We start from the raw sequence: 21015 nt of genomic DNA on the forward strand, positions 1-21015 counted from the left end.
GACGCCCCCACGGGGGTACCACGTGACTGCGACCCACGTCTTCGACAAGCAGGAGGGGCACCCATGACGGTCGACAGCACCGCGTACCCGCCCAGACCCACCGACCCGTTCGACACCCGCGTGCTCGAACTACCCGGTGACAAACCCGACCTGGCCGAGGCACGGCAGTGGACCGCCGAGATCCTCGCGGACCTCACCGAGGACGAGATCGCCGACGCGAAGCTGGTGGTCTGCGAACTGCTGACCAACGCCTACGAGCACGGCCAGCACCCGCTGCGCCTGCGGCTTCGACGCGACGGCGACGTGGTCCGCGTCGAGGTGACCGACCTGTCCCCGCGGCTGCCGGTGGTGGGCAGTTCGTCGGTCCGCACGACGCGCGGTCGCGGGATGGTGCTCGTGGGCCGGCTGTGCCGCCAGTGGGGAGCGGTGCGCCACGCGGTCGGCAAGACGGTGTGGGCCGTCCTGGCCCACCAGTCCCGGCACCCCAACACAGCGCTGTCGGGCTGAGCGCGGACAACAGCAGTAGATATGCGGTCATGCCGCACTTTTGCGGCGAATAACGCGCACCCACAGTGTTCCACCGCAAGCCGTTCAGCCGATTGAGGACCAACGGCCAAGTCGTGAAACTCGACGGAAGAATCGCTCTTCCGGTAGAACGAGGAACCCTCATTCGCTTCACGTCGCGCGGATGGCGGTGGCCGTTGCCGTCGTCGTGGAGGTGCACGCGGTGCGAAGCGTTCCGAGCCTGCTGGCCGTGATCGCGGTGATCACGTCGTCCTTGTTGTCCTCGACATCCCCGTCCCACGCGGTGCCGGGCGACCTCACCTGCACGGAGCAGGAGTCGGTGTCCTACTCCCCCGGCCTGCTGGCCACGCGTCGGCCGGTGGACGTGAGCGTGCACAACGTCCTCTCGTGCACATCCCTCACCCACCCGACCGTGACGGGAGGGCAGGTGCAGGCGACCGTCCGCGGTCTCAACCGCTCGTGCACGGACCTCGCCGCGTCCGGCAACGGCTCGTACACCATCACGTGGAACACCGGTGAGACCAGCACGATCGGCTACACCCGGTCCGCCAACTACGTCCTGGGGACGCTGGTCATCATCGAGAGCGGAACGGTGACGGCGGGCAAGTTCGCCGGGAGCTCGACCACGCACGTCGTCGAACTGCTCACCCTCGACCTCCTCGCCTGCCTCGGGGAACCGGGCCTCACCACGGCCTCGGGCATCGGCACCTACGTCTTCGCCTGACGCGCCGTCGCCGACGACCGGCACCGCCCCACCGCCATGCGGGCCGAAGGACCCTACCGGCAGGGGCGGCCGGCCTGTCACCGTCCGGTGACCGACCAACGCCGGACGTGCCCGGACGCTCAGGGCGACGTGCACGCGTGAACCACCGGAGGCACGCCACGATCACCACACCGACCCGGATCGCCCGCGTCGTCCTGGGGACGGCGTGCGAACTGGACGACCTCGACGCCACTCGGTGGGCGACGGCCTACGCGAAGCGGCGCGGCAACGGCACCGCCGTGGTGCGACGCCGCCCGGCCGTCGACAGCACGGCAGCAGGGCCGTTGGCACCCCTGCGAACGGGCTCGCCGCAGGTCGACGCCCTCGACTCCGCCACCGCCCACGCGCTGGTGGTCGAGTCGTTGACGGCAGACCTGATCATCACGAGTTCCCGGACGGAAGCGGACCGGGCCCTCTCGCTCACCGTCGCCGCCTCGGCGCGGTGCCCCGTCGTCGCCGTCCCGCCCGGTGCGACCTGGCGCGATGACTTGCCCACGCTGATCGGCGCCGGCGACGAGGCGCCCCTGCTGTCCGGCTTCGCCCTGGCCTCCGTGCTGGGCACGGGTGTCCGCGCGATCTGCTGCACGCGCGAGCCGTCCACCGGCGGAACGACCGCACGTGCCGCCGCGACCTCGGTCGCGGCGTGCGCCCAGCGCTACCCCGACGTGCCGGTCGACCTGCGGGTGGCCCGGTCACACCCGGTCACCGGCCTGACCCGCCACGCCAGGCTCGCCGCACTGCTGGTCATCGGCTGCACCCCGACCACCGACGAGGCCACGAGCCGCCGCCTGCTCGACCGCTGCCCGAGCCCGATCGCGCTGGTCGGCCCCCGGGTCGTCCACGCCGCACCGATCGTCACAGCACGACGTTCAGCCGAACGGTGAGCAGCACCGACAGCACCACCAAGACGAGGCTTGGTGACGTGGTACTTCTTGCGCCCCGCCAACCCGGACATTGCCGCTGCTGTCGTCGTCGTTGTCATCCTCGGTTACCGCAGAACGCCCCTCCCTCGCGCTCACCAGCGAAAGCCACACGTTCGGTGAACGTGCGCAGCTTGACGCAAAGGTCTTCGACCAACCGGGCTGGAGTCGGCCCACACAACATGACATCCCGGTCCGGCTTGGAACCAGAGCCGGCGCTGTCGACGTCCACCGGCTCGGCGCTACCCTCACCCCGACCCGGTCGCTCCGAAAGGCGATCCGACCCGACCGCAGCGACTCAGACCCGAGGGGACGACGAGTGACGAAGCCCGCGACCGATCGGTGGCGGATCGTGGAGATGGACCAGCGAGGCCAGGACGCCATCGCCACCGTCGAGCCCGGGTTCATCGAATTCACGCGAGGCGGGCGTTGAGCGAGTACCAGTACTACGAATTCATCGCTCTGGACCAGCCGCTCGACGCGCCGGCCCAAGCCGAGGTCCGCGCCCTGTCCACCCGTGCCCAGATCACCGCCACCAGCTTCGTCAACGAGTACGACTGGGGCGACTTCCGCGGCGACCCGGACCAACTGGTCGAACGCCACTACGACGCGCACCTCTACCTCGCCGACTGGGGAACCCGACGCCTCCTGCTGCGCCTGCCGCGCACCTCGCTCGACCTGGACGCGGTCGAGCCCTACCTCGTCGACGAGCAGGTCGGGGCCTGGACGACGGACACGCACCTCATCCTCGACCTGCACAACCACGACGAGACCGACGACCAGGACTACGAGCCGCAGGAAGCGCTGTCCGCCATCGCCGGCGTCCGAGACGAACTCGCCGCCGGTGACCACCGCGCGCTGTACCTGGCATGGCTCGCCGGGTACGGCACCTGGGAACGCGACGAGGACGCCTTCGACCGCGACGCGGACGACGACCCGGAACCACCCGTACCCGCCGGACTGCGCACCCTCACCGCGGCGCAGCGCGCCCTGGCCGACTTCCTCCGCCTCGACAACGACCTGCTCACCGTCGCCGCCGAGGCCAGCCCGTCGCTGACCAAGACCATCGACGACCCTCAACAGCTCGCGGCCTGGGTAGCGGCACTACCCGGCACCGAAAAAGACCATCTGCTGCTGCGCGTCATCCAGGACCGAACCACGACCGTGCGGACGGAACTGCTGCACCGGTTCCGCGACCGCACCACCCCTCCCGCCACCACACCGCCACACCGCACCGTCGGCGAACTCCTGGACGAGACGGCTCGCAGACGCGCCGAACGGCAATAGCGGGACGGCCGACCACGTAACCGCAGGTCAACCGAACACAGGCGCAGCACCTCGCCGGCCCATCAAGCCGTTGGGAGACGTCGGCGATGGTCTTGACAGCTTGCGCAGGGCATCGGCGATCTCGGCGACCAGGCTGGTCACCCGCATCGCCACCACAGGCGCCGCAGCACCACTCATGATCGTGACCAGCCGGCGCGGCGGCGTTACTTCGGTCCGGTGCCTTTGAGGTAGCGCAGGACCGCGGTGACGCGCCGGTCGGCCCGGTCGTCGGGGGCGAGGTCGAGCTTGGCGAAGATGCTGCGGATGTGCTTGTGCACCCCGCCCTCGGTGATGAAGAGCCGCTCGGCGATGGCGGCGTTGCCGAGCCCTTCGGCCATGAGCGCGAGCACGTCCCGTTCCCGGGGGCTCAACCGGCCCAGCGCGCTGGTGTGGGGGTTGCGGGCCAGCAGTTGGCCCACCACCTCGGGGTCCACGGCGGTGCCACCGCTCGCCACCCGGTGCAGCGCGCTCAAGAACTCCTCGACCCTTCCCACCCGCTCCTTCAACAGGTAACCGAGCCGATCGGCGCCGGCGGCGAGCAGTTCGGTGGCGAACGCCTGCTCCACGTACGCCGAGAGCACGAGCACCGCGAGGCCGGGCCGGCGTCGTCGCGCCTCGACGGCCGCCACGATCCCCTCGTCGGTGTGGGTGGGCGGCATCCGCACGTCCACGATGGCGACGTCCGGCTCGTGCTCGGCCACCGCGGCCAGGAACGACTCCGGCGTGTCGGTGGTGGCCACCACGTCGAGCGATTCGGCGCGCAGCAGCAGCGCCAACCCCTCGCGCAGCAGCGGGTCGTCCTCCGCGATCACGATCCGCACGGCAGCTCCACTTCCATCGTCGTAGGCCCGCCGAGCGGGCTGTCGAGGGTGAGGCGCCCGTCGTGCGCCTCGACCCGTCGGCGGATGCCGGACAGGCCCGACCCGCCGCGCTCGTCCGCGCCACCCCGGCCGTCGTCGCCGATCCGCAGCAGCAGCCGATCCCCCTCCCGCCTCACCGCCACCACGGCGCTCGCGGCGCCGCTGTGCTTGGACACGTTGGAGAGGGCTTCGGCCACCACGAAGTACGCGGTCGCCTCGACCGAGGCGGCGCACCGGCCAGGCACGTCCACCACCAGCTCGCAAGGCACGCCGCAGCTGCCCGCGAGGCCGGCCAGGGCGCCGGTGAGCCCGCGGTCGGCCAGCACCGGGGGCAGGATGCCGCGGACCACCGCCCGCAGCTCCGCGAGCGCCTGTTCGGTTGCGTCCTGGGCCCGGTCCAGCACGGCGGCCGCCGCGGCCGGGTCCCGGTCCACGGCCCGCCGCGCGGCGCCGAGCAGCACGGCCACCGCGACCAACCGGTTCTGCGTGCCGTCGTGCAGCGACCGCTCGATGCGGCGCAGCTCGGCGGCGTGCGCGTCGAGAGCGGCGGCGCGGGTGGCGGTCAGCTCGGTGACCCGCAGCGAGAGGTCGACGCCCGCAGGCGGCGCCAGCAGGTGCCGGCCAGGCCATTCCTGCGCCCGGACGAGCGCCGGCCCGAGCCACACGACGAGGGCGGCGCAGAGCACGCCGGTCACCCCGACGGCCAGGGGACCCGTGATGGTCCAGAAGAAGAAGCTGGGAGCGTTGTCCTCGGGCGGCAGCAGGTGGTACCAGAACGGGTACGTCGTGTTCTGCAGCGCCGTGGCCGGCATCGCGAGCCCGGTGAACCCCACCGCCAGGCCGGCCGTGGCGTGCAGCGGCAGCCAGGCCAGCTCACGCCGCACGGTCACGTCGCGCAGCGCGTCGCGCACCCGACGCGGCACCGGGCCGGGGACGAGGACGTCGAGTCGGGCCCGTTCCCGGTTCGCGGCCGTCCGCAGCGCACGCAGGGCGGCGGGCAGCAGGACGATGCCGACACCGACGCAGCTGAGCAGCGCGACCACGCCGAGCCAGGCCAGGACGGCCAGCGCGAGCAGCGCCGTGCCGAGGCCGCCGACCAAGCGCGCGACAGCGTCGAACGACGCCCGCAAGCGCTTCCGCACCTGTGCCACGCCACCCCCCGGTCGACCTCAACCGATCAACAGAACCCCATGGTGCACGCCGATCGAGCTGCCCGTCGTGGTTTGTCCGGCTGAACGACGGCCTCGGGGTGCCACCACCACCCCGGTTGTCCAGTGGGCTGGATTGTGCACCGAAGTGGAGGTGAGCAGCCTGAATCCGTCGGTCATCGCAGGACCGACGTCCGCGGAACCCGGGAGTTGTCTACTTTGTTCACGTCATCTTCTCAGCGATATCGGTTTTCTTCCTCGCCGCACCGCCGCGTGGTCGCCATGACGGCGGTGGTGGTGGCTGCGGCGAGTGGTCTCGCGTTCGGCGGCCCGATCCAGGCCGTCCAAGCCGAGCACCGCCCCGACGTGGTCCAGCAGGGCCTGGACAAGCTCGTCGGTGTCGACCGGCACCCCGGGGCGCTGGCCGCCGTCCGGGACCGGCACGGCCGGACCCGCCACTACACGGCTGGGATCGGCGACCTGCGGACCGGCGGCAAGGTGCCGACGAACGGCAGGGTGCGGATCGGCAGCGCGAGCAAGATGTTCGCCTCCGTCGTCGTGCTGCAGCTCGTCGGTGAGGGCCGCGTGGAACTCGACGCGTCGATCGAGACGTACCTCCCGGGCCTGGTCCGGGCCAAGGGCGTGGACGCCGACAGGATCACGGTCCGCCAACTGCTCCAGCACAACAGCGGCCTGCCGGACTACACCGACTCGATGTTCGATACCAAGGGCGACTTCCTGCTGTACCAGCACGTCTACCTCGAACCCCGCGAACTGCTCGACCTGGCGAACGCCAGGGAGGACGGGCGTGCCGCCGGCGGCGGCTGGTCCTACAGCAACACGAACTACCTCCTGGCCGGCCTGATCGCCCAGCGGGTCACCGGCCGCCCGTTCGACGAGCTGGTGACCACCCGGGTCATCCAGCGGATCGGTCTGCGGGACACGTACGCGCCCGAGGTCGGAGAAGAGGACATCCGCGGCCGGCACCCCGGGGGCTACCAGCGCGACCCGGCGACCGACGAGCTGGTCGACTTCACGCGGATGGACCCGAGCTGGGGCTGGGCCGCCGGTCACCTGGTCTCCACGCCGAGCGACCTCAACGCGTTCCTGCGCGCGCTGCTGGACGGGAAGTTGCTCGAACCGGCCCAGCTGGCCCAGATGCGCACCACCATCCCGACGGACCCGAAGTCCGGGTCGGGCTACGGACTCGGCCTGTTCAGCACGCCGTTGAGCTGCGGAGGAGTCGCGTGGGGCCACGGCGGCGACATCCCGGGCTACTCGACGGTCAACGCGGCCACCGACGACGGTCGCGCGGCGACCCTCGTGGTCACCTCGCTCAACGGGTCGGTGAAGGACGAGTCCGTCGCCGCGGACCGCGCCGCCCTCTTCGACGCCGCGCTGTGCGCGACCTGACGCCCGGCTGAGAGTTCGACCCTGCGCCTGGGAAGTCACCTGACGGCGAGGGCTCGGAGGTAGTGCTGGCTGTACCGGAGGTGTTCAGCACGGGGGGTCGTGGGGCGGTGAAACGGTGACAACACTGGGTGGGGTCAGTGCAATGCGTTCAATTGGAGAGTGTCCTTTGTCGAATGATCTCAGTCCTCCGGCCGGAATCCGCCTGGGCCCCGCGCGCCGGCGTCGTGTGGTCGCAGCGGCAATGGCGGCAGTAGCGGTTGCCGGGCTCACGCTGACCGATGTGGCGTCGGCCGGCGCCTCCGGTGACAGGTCGAGGGCAGGCCACGACAAGGCGTTGCAGGCGGGCTTGGAGGCGCTGGTCGCCGACGGGTCGCTGCCCGGGATGCTGATGTCGGTGCGAGACCGGAACGGGCGGGTGACGAACTACACCGCCGGGGTGGGTGATGTCCGGACGAAGTCGAAGGTGCCGACGGACGGTTACGTCCGGATCGCCAGCATCACGAAGATGTTCACCGCTGTGGCGATCCTGCAGTTGGCCGACGAGGGCGAGCTCGCGTTGGACGACACGGTGGAGAAGTTCCTGCCGGGCGTGGTGCGGGGCACCGGCGACGGTGCGGCGATCGACGGTCGGACGATCACGATCAGGCAGCTGCTGAACCACACCAGCGGGATGCCCACCGGGGTCCCGCAGCTGGCCAAGGGGATCCTGCCGATCAGGGACCGCTACTTCGACGCCCGGGAACTGCTGGACTCGGCGTTGGCGCAGGCGCCGACGTTCGCCCCGGGGCAGGACCGGGTGTGGGGCTACAGCAACAGCGGGTACGTCCTGCTGGGCCTGGTGGCGCAGAAGGTGGCGGGACGACCGTTCGCCGAGGTCGTCACCGACCGGATCATCAACCGGATCGGGCTGAGGGAGACCTACTACCCCGGCCCGGGTGACCGGGACATCCGCGACCCGCACCCGCAGGGCTACCTGCCGCCCAGGGACGACCAGGGCAAGCCGACCGGTGGCGCCCTGATCGACATCACCCGCTTCGACCCGTCCGTCGCCAGCGCCGCGGGGCAGATGATCGCCACTCCCAGTGACGTGAACAAGTTCCTCGTCGCCCTGCAGGACGGTCGGCTGCTCAAGCCCGGCCGGCTGGCGGAGATGCGTCAGGCGGTCGACGCGCCCGGCCTCTTCGATGGTTGGCGCTACGGCCTGGGCGTCATCGAGATGAAGCTCAGCTGCGGGATCACCGCGTACGGCCACGGCGGCGACGCCGACGGCTTCCAAACCCGCGCCGCCATCACCCCCGACGGCCGGGCGGTCACCGTCGCCGGGACGAACGACGAAGTCCGCCAGTACGAGGTCATCGCCCTCTTCGACAAGGCCCTGTGCGCCACGAAGTAGAAACCCCGCACGCTCGACGCACCCATGGGCTGGCGCATTGGTGGCGGGTCTCGGCGTGGTGCGGAACGAAGATGGCCGCCGCTCGCGACGCCCCGCTGCCGTGCGATGGCCGGCAGCGAGGCGTCACGTGATCGAGCCTCGGCGGTAGCCCTCGGCCACCGCCGAGGCTCGATACCGACCTGGCGCATCCACCGCCTCGGTGAAGACACGCACCCGGCCCACGAGCCCGAGCAGCCATGCCGGCCACGCCGCAGCGCCCCCACCGCTCCGCACCCGCCGGAACCGCGGACCCGGCGTCGCTGATCACCCTACGTCCGGCCGCCGCCATCAGCGACGTCCTCGTGCGGTGCTTCCTCAGCACCCACCTGCCCCGCCCCGGAAACCCCAGGACACGCCTTCCCGACCCCAGCACCGCGCCCCGCCCTCAGCGCCCGCCGCACGATCCGCGAACGACGCCACTCGTCGTGCCCAGCTCCACCTCGGCTTCTGGCACCTCTGCTCGGAGTGGCCGATAGCACCGCTGGGAGCCGTTCTGCGCCACCGAGTGCACCCACGCCTGGCACCGGCCAGTCCGGAATCGACCCCGGTGGAACAGGGCTGTGCGCAAAGCATTGGGCCGTAGACTCCGGCGGTCAACGCCGAGAGGTCCGGCCGTTGCGCGGCGCCTGCGGGAGGAGATCGCATGCAGGACCCTTCAGACTCGGTGGAGATCGCAGGGCCTGAGGTGAGCGGTCGGAGTGGTACCACCGACTCACCTGTTGTGGACGATCCGACGTCCGACTCGGACATCGACCCGGCGATGACGTCGACAGTCCTGGTGGAGGTGCTCCCGGGGGTGGCTGTCGTCGCCGGTGAGGTCCCGCCGGAGCTGAAGCCCGATCTGATCGACTTCGGGATCGTGCCGGCTGCCGACCGCAAGCAGATCTCGGCGATCCTCGCCTCGATCGGGAACGCGGCGACCGTGGTCGGCAATCTCGGAAACGCGTTCGCCGGCGCACAGGGGCTCTACAGGATCGGCGACACGGCACAGGCCCTGCTGAACAGCGGCGCGACGCTGGCCGTCAAGGACGGCGGGAACCTCGGAGCCGTGCTGGTCTCTGGCCGCGTCGTGCACCAGGCCCGCTTCTACCCCGTGAACGCGCTCAGCAAGGCGCCGATCGCGGCGTCGGTCGGGCCGGCGCTGGCCATGGTCGCTCTCCAGATGATGCTGAGCGAGGTCTCGGGCCTGGTCAGGACCAACCTCGCGGTGACGAACCAGGTCCTCACCACCATCCGCAAGGATCAGTGGGCCGAACTGACAGGGCTCGTCGCCGCCATCGATCGCGCGGTCGACCAGGCGCGGGAGATCGAGTCGGTCCCGACCTCCTTGTGGGAGGACGTCGCGGGCAGTGGAGCGCTGCTGCAGAAGCAGCTCGACCTCTACCAGGGGAACGTCCGCGGCCACGTCAAGCAGATCGATCGGGCCGACACACGCAGCCACCGCGAGTACCTCCAGACGAACGCCGAGGTGATCGCCTTCGACGTCCACGCCCTCCTGTCCTCCCTCAACGCCTGGACCGGGTATCAGGCGCTTCGCGCCTCAAGAGCGAGAGCCGCTGGACGCGAAGACGCCGCCGAGGCGCAGTACGCCGAGATCATCGCGCGCGACACCCGAGCGGAGTTCGACTCCGCCCTCGCCGAGGCGACGAGCCTCGTCGACGCGCTGACGCGGGAGCTGAGGATCACCACCGAGCTCCGCAGCCCCGACTCGTGGCCGCTGCTGGGGAAGCGGAAGGACGTGAAGGCCGCCCGCGAAGTCTCCGCCCGGCTCCTGGAGGCGATCCAGCCCCTTGCCGACGCCCTTCGCCCTCCGGTCCCTCCCCTTGAGGCTCCGGACGTCGTCTGCGCACCCGAATCGCTGGACCCAGACCCGTACCTCCGCATTCTGCGATGGCTCTTAGAGGACGGGGAGACCCTGCGCGTCCTCGGTTTCCCCGAGACGAAGACACTGCTCGCCATCACGGATCGCCGCATCATCACAGCCAAGCCAAGCGCGTTCCTCGAACAAGTCGAGATCCACCGGGACATCCCGGTCGACCAGGTGCGCTACGTCCGGGCAACCACCCAGGACAGGAACTCACGCTCGGCGATCGACCTCATCACGCGCGACGAGAACATCAGATGGGTGTTCGACGCCGACATCGACAACACTCACGTGGACGCGCTCGCCGCCGTGCTCGCCGAGTCGATGACGATCCCGGACGCCGAACGCGATGAGCTCCAACGGCGTCGCTACGCCTCCATCGAACCGACCGACTCCGAGGCCACGAGCCGACCAGCGCAAACAGGGGATCAGCACGTCAGCTGATGCTGCTCAGAGGGGCCCGGCTTGGGACGTCCGGCTCCCCACCCGCACGGCGGGGACGGCGGTGAACCGGACGTCGGTGCCCTCGCCCGTCACCGTGACCGACACCCGCTCCCCCACCGGCACCTGCTCCACCCTGGTGGGCAACTGATAGCTCCAGCCGCGCACCTCCACGTCCTCGACCGCGGCGAACCTGAGGTGGAACCGGACCCAGTCGTGCTCGGGCGGCGCGTCCCACGTCCCACGGGCAGCGTCGTCAAGCAGCCCTTCGAAGGATGCGGTGATCGCGTGGTCGCGTTCGTCCCAGTGCAGGGCGTAGAGCTCGAACGCCGACAGCTCAGATGTGCTCATGGTAGGTGTCGACCTCCGCTCCGGGAACCGTCGTGTACAGCCGCTGATCCAACCTGCTCGCGAACTCGTGCTGCCCGTCGTCCACCGCGTCCGGGGGCGAGTCGTGGGCGCTGATCTTGCCGAAGCGAAACTGCTCGGCGCACGTCAGCGTCAGCCGCAGCGACTCCCCGGTCACCGACACGGCCAGCCTCGCCCTCGGCCGTTCTTCTAACTCGACCGAGACAACGGCAGGCAACACGGCGCCTGACATCCGGACGTCCTCGACCGCCAGGAACCCCAGGTGCGCCTGCACGCGGCTGTAGCCGGGCACGTCCGAGGCAACCGGCAGGTCGACGCGCAGCGTGCAACCCGGACCGCGGCGCTCGAACCGGATCGACCGCAGCACCAGTCCGGTGAAGTCCGGCCCCTGCGGGTAGAACCGGGCCAGTAGCTTGGCGTCATCGGGCAGGAGTCGGTCTGCCCAGGCTGGGGTTGTAATAGTAGTATTCCTGCGCTCCGGGGACCTGGCCGTTGCGGGTGTTCTCGTAGGGTCGCACATGGACATGCGGGAGTTGGTCGCCCACTCCACCCTCACCGAACTGGTGGCCGGTGTAGTGGTCCTGGAACGCGATCAGCTCGTCCCGGTTGTCGAGGTAGATCTCCTCGGGGAAGTAGACGGGCTGGTAGTTCTCGTCCAGGATCTGCCGACCGCTCGGCGTGGTGGACGGCACCATGCGGCTGTCCAGGGCTCCGAACCCGGCGGGACGCCGGCGTCGGCGAGCGCCTGCTGCTTGGCCTCGTTACCACTGATGTCGCAGCCCTGCAGGCCGAGCGGGTCGATCTGCCGGGTGGGGTTGGGCACGTAGGCGCCGGGGTTGACCGACGGCACCAGTCCCAGCGGGGTCGGGTGAGGCGTACCGCCTGGTTTCCGGGTCGTAGTAGCGGAAGTGGTTGTAGTGCCAGCCGGTCTCCGGGTCGTGGTACTGGCCCGGGAACCTCAGCGGACAGGCCGCCCCGCCCGCCTGGGCCAGCGTCCGCCCCCACAAGGTGCTCGTGCGTCGCCACCCGACCTCGCCACGGGCGTCGACCAGTTCGGTCGGGCTGCCGACGACGTCCGCCACGATCGCGTAGAAGCGCCGGTCGACCTCGTCCTGGTCGACCTGGGCGATCGGGGTGGCCGACCCCGGCTGGTACTCCCAGGTGCTGGTCGTGCCGCTGCTGTGGACGTGCTCGGCCAGTCGCGTGCCGTCCCAGTCAAAGAGGCTACTGACCAGCTCAGAGCTGCTGGTGCCGGTAGTGCCCAAGAGTACGAATTCAGCCAGGTAGTGGGCCGATGGACCGACGTTGCGGAGAGCACGTCCACCCTCCTCGACCTTGTCTCCACCATCCGCATGCAGATCGAGCAGCTCCTGCACGGCTTGGTGGGCGACGGCTCATCGCATAAGCCGACGAAGGACCGACCACCGAAACCACCGCACGCGGGTGCTGATCCGCTGCCGGAGATAACCTGGGCTGAGCGGCAGCGCGAACAATTGCCGAAGTACATCACCAGCGGAATCTATGCCGACCCCGACGGCAACACCGAGATTGTCCAGAGCGGCCAGGAGGTCGACGGCACGCACCAGCAGGTCGCCGACCACCTACGCAACCTCGGCTTCCCGGCAGGAACCAGAGAACGCGTGACCATGGGTGAGCACGTCGAAGGCAAGGTGGCCTAGCGACAGCGCAACAGCGGAGTGGGCCACGTCGAACTCGTGGTCAACAACGAGATGTGCCAGGGCATGTACTCGTGCCGCAAACTCGTCCCGTTCATCCTCCGGCCAGGACAAACCTTGGTCATCCACGACCCGGTAACGTCGCGGGTCTTCCACGGAAGGAGCCCGTTGTGACCCCGCTCGACATCTACTACTTCAGCGGCGACAACCGCGCCGACAAGCCTGTCACCGTGGACGATGACGTCGCCTTGGACGAGGTCATGACAGACATCCTGGCCAATCCACAACCGCATCCGACCGTGGTGTACGCCAAGGATCGGCCGACGATCGGACCGGCGGAGCTCCCGGACCACCAGCTCAAGTTCGACCTCGACACCGAGCACCACATCGCCGCCGTCCACCTGTTCGGCCCGAAAGACTTCCTGCCAGCCGGCATGACAGGCGAGGCGGACGACACCACGGCATGGATCGCTCTACCGCGGCAGGCGGACACCCGAGTCCCCAACGGCGTGACGCTCTACATCGACAGGGACACCCGCACCGAGTTCCCCAGGGAAGCCGCCCTGCCTCTGAGCGTGCTTCGCAGTCTCCTGCACGAGTTCATGCGGACCGGCAAACGCCCCACATGTGTCGACTGGCAGCGGACCGACATCTTCTAGCGACAACACGACCCCACGCGCCCGTTGACGGTCGTCCAGGAACGTTTGGGGTTGGTTACCGGAGCCGGGCATCGGCAACCGCTACGGCCGTCGAAAGTCGCTGGGCAGAACCACCCGACCGGGTCACCGAGACCTGGAGCACAGCACTGACAACATTTCCTGCGGAGCGACCGCCTGCTCCAGATTTGCTCCAGACCGGCCACCGCAGTCCACAGCGGACCGAAAAACAAGATCGCCCGCTACCTGCATTACCGCAGGTCAGCGGGCGAGTCAGACGAGCTATTAACTTGTGGAGCTGAGGGGACTCGAACCCCTGACCCTCACACTGCCAGTGTGATGCGCTACCAGCTGCGCCACAGCCCCTTGCCTGCACGTTCCCGCCGGTTCGACCCGGCGTTCCCGTGTGGCAATACCCTACAACACCGCCCCCGCGCCGACGAAATCGGGGGTCCCCCGTCGCATTCACCCAGCTAGACGGGGGTGTGCCCTACTTGAGCAGGTTGGTCAGCCAGTCCTGGTCGTCCCACTCCACGACCTGGCCGTCCTTCATCACGGTCGGCGTGCCGGCGAAGTTGCCGGTCCCCTTCACGGCGTCCAGCTGGGCCTGCGCGTCCGCCTCGTGCGCACCGCTGTCCACGCACTGCTTGAACGCCTCGCCGGTGATCCCGAGGTCGGTACCGAGCTTCACCAGCTCCTCCTTGGTGTGCCCCGGCCCACCCTCCTCCGGCTGCCTGGCGAACAACGCCTCGTGGTACTCCCAGAACTTGCCCTGGTCGGCCGCGCACAGCGCCGCGTTCGCCGAGTCGCGGGAGTAGCCCTCGGGTGACGAGTACTTGATCAAGAACGGCAGGGCGTGGTAGCGGACCTTGAGGTTGCCCGCTTCGATCTCCTGCTTGATCTGGTCCCCGTAGACCTTCTTGAAGCTGCCGCACGCGGGGCAGAGGAAGTCCTCGTAGAGGTCGATGGTGACCTTCGCGTCGTCCTCGCCCACCGCGACCACGCCGGCGTCGCGGGAGATCGGCGCGCTGATCCCGGTCACCGGGGGCAGGTTGGCGAGCGAGTCCTCGTCACCCGAGTTGGACCACACGACGCCGCCGATCACGGCTGCCGCGAGCACCACGACGACCACCACGCCGACGATGACCTTGTTCCGATCACCGGACGACCCGCGCGCCGCGACCACGGCCCTCGACGCCTGCTGCTGTTGCTTCTTCTTCCGAGCGTTGCGCTCCGCGCCACCCACCGCACTGCCCTCCCGGTCAAAACCCGCACGCAGGCTACCGAGAGATGCTGAGCGGAACCTGAGCGCTCACGCGTCCGGCTGACGCGGGCGGCCTGCCACGCGCTCGCCGACGGGGACCTCGGGTCCCTCGTCCAGGCACCCGGACTCGCCGGCGACCTCCTCCGCGACGTGCGTCTCCTCCGCCCGCGGCAGGGTTTCGGGGGCGAAGAGCCAGAACACCAGCGCCAGGGCGGCCATCGCGCCGGTCAGGGTGAACGCCGCCTCGTACGAGAACTGGTCGACCAGCACGCCGGCGAGCAGCGGTCCGACGATGGCGCCGCAGTCGGCGACCATCTGGAACGCCGCGAGCACCGGCCCGCCCTTGGCCTTGGTCCCGATCACGTCGGCGACGACGGCGCTCTGCGGCGGGTTGAGCAGTCCGGCGCCGACGCCGGCGACGAGGGACGCCACCATGAACATCGGCACGTTGCCGCTGAACCCGAGCCACACCGTGCCGATGGCGGACACGGCCAGCCCGGCGATGGCCATCGGCTTGCGGCCGACGCTGTCGGACAGCTTGCCGGAGACGATGAGCACGGCGGCGTTGCCGGCGGCGAACACGGACAGCGAGATGCCCGCGATGGCGGGCGTGCTGCGCAGCGCCTCGACCACGAACAGCGGCACCAGCGAGATCCGCACGCCGAACACCGCCCAGCCGTTGGCGAACGCCGACGCCAGCGCCGCCCGGTACGCCGGCAGCCGCACGGCGTCGCGCACCGGCATCGTCACCTGGTCGGTGGACTTGTCCAGCGCGGTGAGCGTGGACCGGCGCAGGAACCACCAGACGACGAGCGCCGCGACGACCAGCGCGGCCGCGTACGTCACGAACGGCACCTGGATGGAGATCTCCACGAGCACCGCGCCGACGATGGGGCCGCCGATGTTGCCGAGCAGGAACCCGGTGGCCCAGAGCCCGGACGCCCGGCCGCGCATCGGGGCGGGGGTGATCCGGATCAGCAGGCCGACGGCGGCGACGGTGAACATGGTCGAGCCGATGCCCGCGAACGAACGGAACACGATGAGCTGCCAGTAGGCGGTGGCGAAGCCGCACGCGCCGGTGCCGACGGCCACGATGAGGATGCCGACGATGTAGACCCACGTCTCGCCGAACCGGTTGACGAGCCGCCCGCTCATCGGCGCGAACAGCAGCCTGACCAGGGCGAACGAGCTGACCACGGCGGACACGGCGAACGTGCCGACGTCGAAGCTCTTGGCGTACGCGGGCAGGACGGGCGCCACGATGCCGAACCCGAGCGCGATGATGAAGCTCGCCACGACGAGCACCCACACCTCGCCGGGCAGCCGGGGCTTTGACTGCGAGTCGGTCCCCAGCACTGTGCGCCCCTTCCGATCTCCGTTAGCTGTGCTAAGGATATGCGCTCCGGCGGGCGAACACTCAATCGAGCAGTTCGTCCACCCTGCGCGCGTACGCCGCCACCGGGTAGCACGCGTCGAAACCGCACGCCTCCACGAACCGCTCGCCCCCGCCGCCCTCGGCCACGTGCGACGCCACCAGCAGCGCCCCCGCCTCGCGCAACGCCGCCACCACCCCGCCGACCAGCGCCCCGCCGAGCCCTCGCCGACGCCGGGCTGGCCGCACGACCGCGTGCTCGACCAGCCCCACCCGCCGTTCGCCGAACCCCGAGGCGAACCCGCCGATCCGCTCGCCGTCGTCCACGACGACGAACACGCACCGCGGGTCGTCCAGCCGCTGGCCGAGGTGGCGCAGCAGCCGCGGCCCGTCCACGCCCAGGTCGTCGGCCAGCAGCTCGGCGATGCCGGGCAGGTCGGCGTCCCCCGCCGGCCGCACGAGCGACGACCGCCGCACCTCGCCGCGGTGCACGACGGCCAGCGACTCCTCCACCGCGTGCCACCCGGTGTCGTCGGCGATGCCCTCGATCTCGGCCACCGTGGTGGGCGACGCGTACAGCACCGCCTCGGCCCGGCCGACGTCGGCGAACGTCTGCTCCAGCCGCATCAGCGTGCCCGCGACCTCGGCCGACGACCCGTACACGGCGCACGCGTGGTTGCCGCCGGGCAGCGGGTTGTCGCGGTTCACCACGACCTGCGCCGCGCCGACGCGGCCGACCTTGCCGTACCGGACGGCGCCCGCGGCCAGCCGGGCGGCTTCCACCAGCCCGGCCAGGTCGCGGGCCCGGTACGGGTCGAGCAGTTCGGGGTCGTCGGGGTCGCGCAGCGGGTCAACCACGGCGTCAGCCTCGCACGTCCCGGCCCTTCCACTTCGTGGTGCCGCGCAACGCCTGCCACGCCGCCTCCACCGACATCGCGCCGAACGTCGCGTAGGCCAGCGGCGCGAGGACGGCGGCGGATCGCGGCTGCCCGGTCCGCCGCAGGAAGGCCCACTGGGCGACCGACTGCCCGAGCCACGCCAGCAGGCCGAGCTTCGACCCGCGCAACGCCGTCACCACCGGCACGACGCCGTACGCGATGTGCGCCAGGCCGGTCGACGAGAGCGACAGGAACGCGCTGGCGGGCCCCTTCGCGTACATCGACGTGCCGGCCACCATGCTCTTGCGCATCGACGCCCACGTGTCGCCGAACCCGTCCAGCCCGGACGTGGTCAGCGAGTCGGCGCCGTCGACGTACCGCGTCCGGCCGCCGGTGTCGCGGACCAGGGTGGCGAAGCCGACGTCGTCGGCGCGCGACCCGGCGATGGCGGCCCAACCACCCGCCCGCTCGTACGCCGCGCGGCTGACCAGGATGCAGTGGCCGACGGCCAGCGCCATGCCGCGCCGGCCGTCGATCGTGGTCGTCTCGAACAGCAGCTGGTTCACCGGCGGCAGCAGCAGCCACCAGCCCGCGCTCGGCTTGGTGCCGCGCCCGGACGTGGACACCAGGTCGACGTGGTCGCGCCGGGCGCCCGCGAGCAGCCTGCCGACCAGGTCGGGCGCGGCCTCGGTGTCGGCGTCCACGAACAGCAGCCAGTCGGTGTCGACGTCGGCGCTGCCCACGTGCAGCGCGTGCACCTTGCCCGCCCAGCCGGACGGCGGGCCGGAGGTGCTGACCAGCCGCACCCGCGGGTCCTCGTCGGCGTGCCGCCGCACGATCTCGGCGGTGCGGTCGGTGGACGCGTCGTCCACGACCACGATCCGCAGGTCGGCGTGGTCCTGTCCGCGCAACCCGGCGATGCACCGGTCGATGTTGCGCTCCTCGTTGCGCGCGGGCACGACGACCGTGACGGGTCCGGCGTCGACCTGGCCCGCGGGCAGCCTGCGCACCTCTTGCCAGACCTTGATCGCGACGGCCGCGCGGGCCAGGGCCACTGCCGCGCCGAGGGCTCCCCATTTCCCCATGGGTCCACATTGGCACACTTTTGGGGCAACACTGGTCGGCGTGGAGCTGCCGAACCTGCCCATCCGCCCGCTGCTCGGCGAGATCGCGGCCACGCTGACCGCGCACGGGACCGCGGTGCTGGTCGCGCCGCCGGGGACGGGCAAGACGACGCTGGTGCCGCTGGCGCTGGACGGTCGCGTGGTGGTGGCCGAACCGCGGCGGTTGGCCGCGAGGGCCGCCGCGGCGCGGATGGCGAGCCTGCTGGGCGAGCCGGTCGGGCAGACCGTGGGCTACTCGGTCCGGGGTGACCGGAAGACCTCGAAGAACACCCGGGTCGAGGTCGTCACGTCGGGTCTGCTGGTGCGGCGGTTGCAGCACGACCCGGAGCTGGCGGGCGTCGGCACGGTGTTGCTGGACGAGTGCCACGAGCGGCACCTGGACGCGGACCTGCTGCTGGCGCTGCTGCTCGACGCGCGGGCGGGGCTGCGGCCGGACCTGCGGCTGCTGGCCACGTCCGCGACCGTGGCGGCCGACCGGTTGGCGCAGCTCCTGGGTGGTGCGCCGGTCGTCCGGGTGGACGCGCGGGCGTTCCCGGTGGAGGTCGCGCACACCCCGCCGGTCCGCGACGAGCGCGTGGAGGCCACCGTCGCCCGCGCCGCGCGCCGCGCTTTGTCCGAAGTGGACGGCGACGTGCTGGTGTTCCTGCCCGGTGTGGCGGAGATCCGGCGCTGTGCGGCGCTCCTCGGTGGCGACGTGGACGTGCTCCCGCTGCACGGTCGGCTGGCCGCCACCGCGCAGGACGACGCGCTGCGCCCGGGAACCCGGCGCCGGGTGGTGCTGTCGACGGCGATCGCCGAGTCGAGCCTGACCGTGCCGGGGGTGCGGGCGGTGGTGGACTCGGGGCTGTCCCGGGTGCCGCGGGTGGACCACCGGCGCGGGTTGTCCGGCCTGGCGACGGTCCGGGTCAGCGCGGCGGTGGCCGACCAGCGCGCGGGCCGGGCGGGGCGGGAGGCGCCGGGCCGGGTCTACCGGTGCTGGCCCGCGCACGAGCACAGCACGCTGCCGCGCTACCCGGAGCCGGAGATCCGGACCGCCGACCTGACCCGGTTGGCGCTGGAACTGGCCTGCTGGGGCGTGCCGGACGGCGAAGGGCTCGGCTGGTGGGACGCGCCGCCGCCGGGCGCGCTGGACGCCGGGCGGTCGGTGCTGCGGGCGCTGGGCGCGTTCGACGATCGCGGCGTCACGGACCGGGGCCGGCGGATGGCGGACCTCGGCCTGCACCCCCGGCTGGCGCGGGCGTTGCTGGACGGCGCGGCGGTCGTCGGGGCGCGCGGGGCGGCCGAGGTGGTGGCCCTGCTGGACGACGACCGGGCGAACTCCGGGGTCGAGCTGACGACCCGCGACGCGGACCCGCGCGAGGTGCGCCGACTGGCCGCGATGGTGGACAGCTCGGGCAGCGGCGGCACGGGCGGCAGCGGCGGCTCGGGTGGCGACCCGGCGCTGGTCGTCGCCCTGGCCCACCCGGAGCGGTTGGCGCGCAGGCGCTCCCCCGGCTCGCCGGTCTACCTGATGGCCGGCGGCACGGCGGTGGAGCTGCCGCCGGGCAGCGGGTTGGCCGACGCCGAGTGGCTCGCGGTGGCGGTCGCCGACCGGGAGGCGGGCCGCGCGCACGGGCGCATCCGGCTGGCCGCGCGGGCCGACGAGGAGCTGGCGGTGCGGGCCGCGTCGTCCCTGCTGTCCGATGAGGACGACGTGCGGTGGGACGGTGACGTGGTGGCGAACCGGCTGCGCAAGCTGGGCGCGATCACGTTGTCCAGCAAGCCGTCGCACGACCGCGAGGCGATCCGGCGGGCGCTGCTCGAAGGGCTGCGGGTGGAGGGCTCGGGCCTGCTGCGGTGGGACGCGGACGGGCTGCGCACGCGTGAGCGGATGGCGTTCCTGCACCGCGTGGTCGGCGACCCGTGGCCGTCGGTGGACGACGAGGCGCTGCTCGCCGTGGTGGACGTGGGTGACGCCCGGCGCAAGGCGGACCTGGCGCGCATCAGCGGCGAGCAGGTGGTGCGGCGGCTGCTGCCGTGGCCGGCGGCCGCCCGGTTCGACGAGCTCGCGCCGGACCGGCTCGAAGTCCCCTCGGGTTCGCGCATCCGGGTGGACTACTCCGCCGACGGGCCCGTGCTGCCGGTGAAGGTGCAGGAGGTCTTCGGCTGGACCGAGACGCCCCGGCTGGCGGACGGCCGGGTCCCGGTCGTGCTGCACCTGCTCTCCCCGGCCGGTCGGCCGACCGCCGTGACCGGCGACCTGGCGTCGTTCTGGCGGACCGGCTACCCGCGGGTCCGGTCCGAGCTGCGGGGCCGCTACCCGAAGCACCGCTGGCCGGAGGACCCGATGACCGCGCCACCGGCCCGCCGCTGACGGGATCGCCGGTGTCGGGCGCACCTATGCTGGCGGCGTGAGCGCGAAGGGTGGAGATGGAACGCCGTTGCGCGCCGACGCCGCGCGCAACCGGGAGCGGGTGCTGGAGGCGGCCCGGTCCCGGTTGGCCTCCGGCGACGACTCGTTGCAGCTCAACGCCATCGCCAAGCTCGCCGGGGTGGGCGTGGGCACGGTGTACCGGCACTTCCCGACGCGGCACGCGCTGCTGGAGGCGCTGGTGGCCGAGCGCTTCCGGCGCCTGGTCGAGCGGGCGCGGGAGGTGGCGGCGGACCCGGACCCGGCGCGCGGCCTGCGCGCCCTGCTGCGCCACACCCTCGACCTGTCGCTGGCGGACCCCGGGTTCGCGGCGGTGCTGGAGTCGGCCGACCGCGCCGGCGCTCCGACCTCGGCGCTGAAGGCCGAACTCGACCAGGCCGTCACGCCCCTGCTCGACCGGGCCCGCGAGGCGGGCGCCGTCCGTTCCGACGTGGTGGCCGACGACGTCAGGCGCCTGCTGTGCGGGGTGGAGCACGCGGTGCGCTCCGGCGACGACGACCCGCGCTACGCCGAGCTGTACCTCGACATCCTCGTGGCGGGCCTGAGACCGGCGCGCTGACCAGGCTCGTCCCGG

General features: G+C 71.4%; 22 protein-coding genes and 1 tRNA gene. 12 read left to right on the forward strand and 11 right to left on the reverse strand.

Features of this window, described 5'->3' with window-relative positions; genetic code table 11:
* The first annotated feature begins 63 nt into the window (after positions 1-63).
* From AB0F89_RS01735 to AB0F89_RS01750, 4 genes are all read left to right on the forward strand, one after another.
* Positions 64-507 (forward strand): ATP-binding protein, encoded by a 444-nt coding sequence (locus tag AB0F89_RS01735; protein WP_367131865.1) that lies wholly within the window; start codon positions 64-66, stop codon positions 505-507.
* Positions 508-727: 220 nt separating this feature from the next.
* Positions 728-1249, forward strand: a complete 522-nt coding sequence (locus tag AB0F89_RS01740; RefSeq protein WP_367131867.1) for a hypothetical protein — start codon at positions 728-730, stop codon at positions 1247-1249.
* Positions 1250-1386: 137 nt separating this feature from the next.
* Positions 1387-2172, forward strand: a complete 786-nt coding sequence (locus AB0F89_RS01745) for a hypothetical protein (protein ID WP_367131869.1) — start codon at positions 1387-1389, stop codon at positions 2170-2172.
* Between the two features lie 465 nt (positions 2173-2637).
* On the forward strand, positions 2638-3495 hold the full coding sequence (locus tag AB0F89_RS01750; RefSeq protein ID WP_367131871.1) for a hypothetical protein: 858 nt from the start codon (positions 2638-2640) through the stop codon (positions 3493-3495).
* A 203-nt stretch (positions 3496-3698) separates the two neighbouring features.
* Here AB0F89_RS01750 and AB0F89_RS01755 read toward each other — a convergent pair whose 3' ends face one another.
* Both AB0F89_RS01755 and AB0F89_RS01760 read right to left on the reverse strand, forming a co-directional pair.
* Positions 3699-4355 (reverse strand): response regulator, encoded by a 657-nt coding sequence (locus AB0F89_RS01755; RefSeq protein WP_367131873.1) that lies wholly within the window; start codon positions 4353-4355, stop codon positions 3699-3701.
* A complete protein-coding gene (locus tag AB0F89_RS01760; protein WP_367131875.1) occupies positions 4343-5545 on the reverse strand; it encodes a sensor histidine kinase in 1203 nt (400 codons plus the stop codon). The genes AB0F89_RS01755 and AB0F89_RS01760 overlap by 13 nt, the downstream gene beginning before the upstream one ends.
* A 279-nt stretch (positions 5546-5824) precedes the next feature.
* On the opposite strand from AB0F89_RS01760, the gene AB0F89_RS01765 reads away from it, so the two are divergent.
* The 3 genes from AB0F89_RS01765 (at position 5825) to AB0F89_RS01775 (ending at position 10695) form a co-directional block, all read left to right on the forward strand.
* Complete coding sequence (locus tag AB0F89_RS01765) at positions 5825-6955, forward strand: serine hydrolase domain-containing protein (protein WP_367131877.1); 1131 nt, start codon at positions 5825-5827, stop codon at positions 6953-6955.
* 241 nt (positions 6956-7196) lie between these two features.
* Complete coding sequence (locus AB0F89_RS01770) at positions 7197-8348, forward strand: serine hydrolase domain-containing protein (RefSeq protein ID WP_367131878.1); 1152 nt, start codon at positions 7197-7199, stop codon at positions 8346-8348.
* A gap of 682 nt (positions 8349-9030) precedes the next feature.
* The gene (locus tag AB0F89_RS01775; RefSeq protein ID WP_367131880.1) at positions 9031-10695 is read left to right on the forward strand and encodes a hypothetical protein; all 1665 of its coding nucleotides are present in this window, start codon (positions 9031-9033) and stop codon (positions 10693-10695) included.
* A gap of 6 nt (positions 10696-10701) precedes the next feature.
* Here the strand turns inward: AB0F89_RS01775 and AB0F89_RS01780 are convergent, their stop codons facing one another.
* The 4 genes from AB0F89_RS01780 to AB0F89_RS01795 all read right to left on the reverse strand — a co-directional run bounded on the left by AB0F89_RS01780 (position 10702) and on the right by AB0F89_RS01795 (position 12326).
* Entirely contained in the window at positions 10702-11043 is a 342-nt protein-coding gene (locus AB0F89_RS01780) for a hypothetical protein (RefSeq protein ID WP_367131881.1), read from the reverse strand.
* Entirely contained in the window at positions 11030-11428 is a 399-nt protein-coding gene (locus AB0F89_RS01785) for a hypothetical protein (RefSeq protein ID WP_367131882.1), read from the reverse strand. Before AB0F89_RS01785 ends, AB0F89_RS01780 begins: the two co-directional genes overlap by 14 nt.
* A 52-nt stretch (positions 11429-11480) precedes the next feature.
* Complete coding sequence (locus AB0F89_RS01790) at positions 11481-11756, reverse strand: HNH/endonuclease VII fold putative polymorphic toxin (protein ID WP_367131883.1); 276 nt, start codon at positions 11754-11756, stop codon at positions 11481-11483.
* A 66-nt stretch (positions 11757-11822) separates the two neighbouring features.
* Entirely contained in the window at positions 11823-12326 is a 504-nt protein-coding gene (locus tag AB0F89_RS01795; protein ID WP_367131885.1) for an RHS repeat-associated core domain-containing protein, read from the reverse strand.
* An 87-nt stretch (positions 12327-12413) separates the two neighbouring features.
* Here AB0F89_RS01795 and AB0F89_RS01800 point away from each other — a divergent pair, with 87 nt between their 5' ends.
* From AB0F89_RS01800 to AB0F89_RS01810, 3 genes are read left to right on the forward strand one after another with little or no spacing between them, the layout of a single operon-like run.
* Positions 12414-12740, forward strand: coding sequence for a hypothetical protein (locus AB0F89_RS01800; RefSeq protein ID WP_367131887.1), 327 nt, complete (start codon positions 12414-12416; stop codon positions 12738-12740).
* An 18-nt stretch (positions 12741-12758) separates the two neighbouring features.
* Positions 12759-12911, forward strand: a complete 153-nt coding sequence (locus AB0F89_RS01805; RefSeq protein WP_367131889.1) for a DddA-like double-stranded DNA deaminase toxin — start codon at positions 12759-12761, stop codon at positions 12909-12911.
* The gene (locus AB0F89_RS01810; protein ID WP_367131891.1) at positions 12908-13396 is read left to right on the forward strand and encodes an Imm1 family immunity protein; all 489 of its coding nucleotides are present in this window, start codon (positions 12908-12910) and stop codon (positions 13394-13396) included. The genes AB0F89_RS01805 and AB0F89_RS01810 overlap by 4 nt, the downstream gene beginning before the upstream one ends.
* 290 nt (positions 13397-13686) lie before the next feature.
* Here the strand turns inward: AB0F89_RS01810 and AB0F89_RS01815 are convergent.
* From AB0F89_RS01815 to AB0F89_RS01835, 5 genes are all read right to left on the reverse strand, one after another.
* Positions 13687-13759 (reverse strand) — tRNA-Ala (locus tag AB0F89_RS01815).
* 124 nt (positions 13760-13883) lie between these two features.
* Positions 13884-14639 carry a DsbA family protein gene (locus AB0F89_RS01820; protein WP_367131893.1) on the reverse strand — a complete coding sequence of 252 codons (756 nt, stop codon included), beginning with the start codon at positions 14637-14639 and terminating at the stop codon, positions 13884-13886.
* 66 nt (positions 14640-14705) lie between these two features.
* The gene (locus AB0F89_RS01825) at positions 14706-16013 is read right to left on the reverse strand and encodes an MFS transporter (RefSeq protein WP_367131895.1); all 1308 of its coding nucleotides are present in this window, start codon (positions 16011-16013) and stop codon (positions 14706-14708) included.
* A gap of 61 nt (positions 16014-16074) precedes the next feature.
* A complete protein-coding gene (locus tag AB0F89_RS01830; protein WP_367131897.1) occupies positions 16075-16887 on the reverse strand; it encodes a GNAT family N-acetyltransferase in 813 nt (270 codons plus the stop codon).
* A gap of 4 nt (positions 16888-16891) precedes the next feature.
* Positions 16892-17992: a glycosyltransferase family 2 protein gene (locus tag AB0F89_RS01835; RefSeq protein WP_367131899.1), complete on the reverse strand. Its 1101-nt coding sequence runs from the start codon at positions 17990-17992 to the stop codon at positions 16892-16894.
* Between the two features lie 40 nt (positions 17993-18032).
* Between AB0F89_RS01835 and hrpB the strand changes: the two genes are divergently transcribed.
* Positions 18033-20384, forward strand: coding sequence for an ATP-dependent helicase HrpB (gene hrpB / locus AB0F89_RS01840; RefSeq protein WP_367131901.1), 2352 nt, complete (start codon positions 18033-18035; stop codon positions 20382-20384).
* 37 nt (positions 20385-20421) lie between these two features.
* Complete coding sequence (locus AB0F89_RS01845; protein ID WP_367131903.1) at positions 20422-21000, forward strand: TetR/AcrR family transcriptional regulator; 579 nt, start codon at positions 20422-20424, stop codon at positions 20998-21000.
* The last annotated feature ends 15 nt before the right edge of the window (positions 21001-21015 follow it).

The sequence above is a fragment of the Saccharothrix sp. HUAS TT1 genome (assembly GCF_040744945.1).
GTDB lineage: Bacteria > Actinomycetota > Actinomycetes > Mycobacteriales > Pseudonocardiaceae > Actinosynnema.

Coding starts and splice junctions, on each gene's coding strand:
- AB0F89_RS01735 (WP_367131865.1), top strand. CDS start 64: ATGACGGTCGACAGCACCGCGTACCCGCCCAGACCCACCGACCCGTTC.
- AB0F89_RS01765 (WP_367131877.1), top strand. CDS start 5,825: ATGACGGCGGTGGTGGTGGCTGCGGCGAGTGGTCTCGCGTTCGGCGGC.
- AB0F89_RS01770 (WP_367131878.1), top strand. CDS start 7,197: ATGGCGGCAGTAGCGGTTGCCGGGCTCACGCTGACCGATGTGGCGTCG.
- AB0F89_RS01775 (WP_367131880.1), top strand. CDS start 9,031: ATGCAGGACCCTTCAGACTCGGTGGAGATCGCAGGGCCTGAGGTGAGC.
- AB0F89_RS01780 (WP_367131881.1), bottom strand. CDS start 11,043: ATGAGCACATCTGAGCTGTCGGCGTTCGAGCTCTACGCCCTGCACTGG.
- AB0F89_RS01790 (WP_367131883.1), bottom strand. CDS start 11,756: ATGGTGCCGTCCACCACGCCGAGCGGTCGGCAGATCCTGGACGAGAAC.
- AB0F89_RS01800 (WP_367131887.1), top strand. CDS start 12,414: ATGCAGATCGAGCAGCTCCTGCACGGCTTGGTGGGCGACGGCTCATCG.
- AB0F89_RS01835 (WP_367131899.1), bottom strand. CDS start 17,992: ATGGGGAAATGGGGAGCCCTCGGCGCGGCAGTGGCCCTGGCCCGCGCG.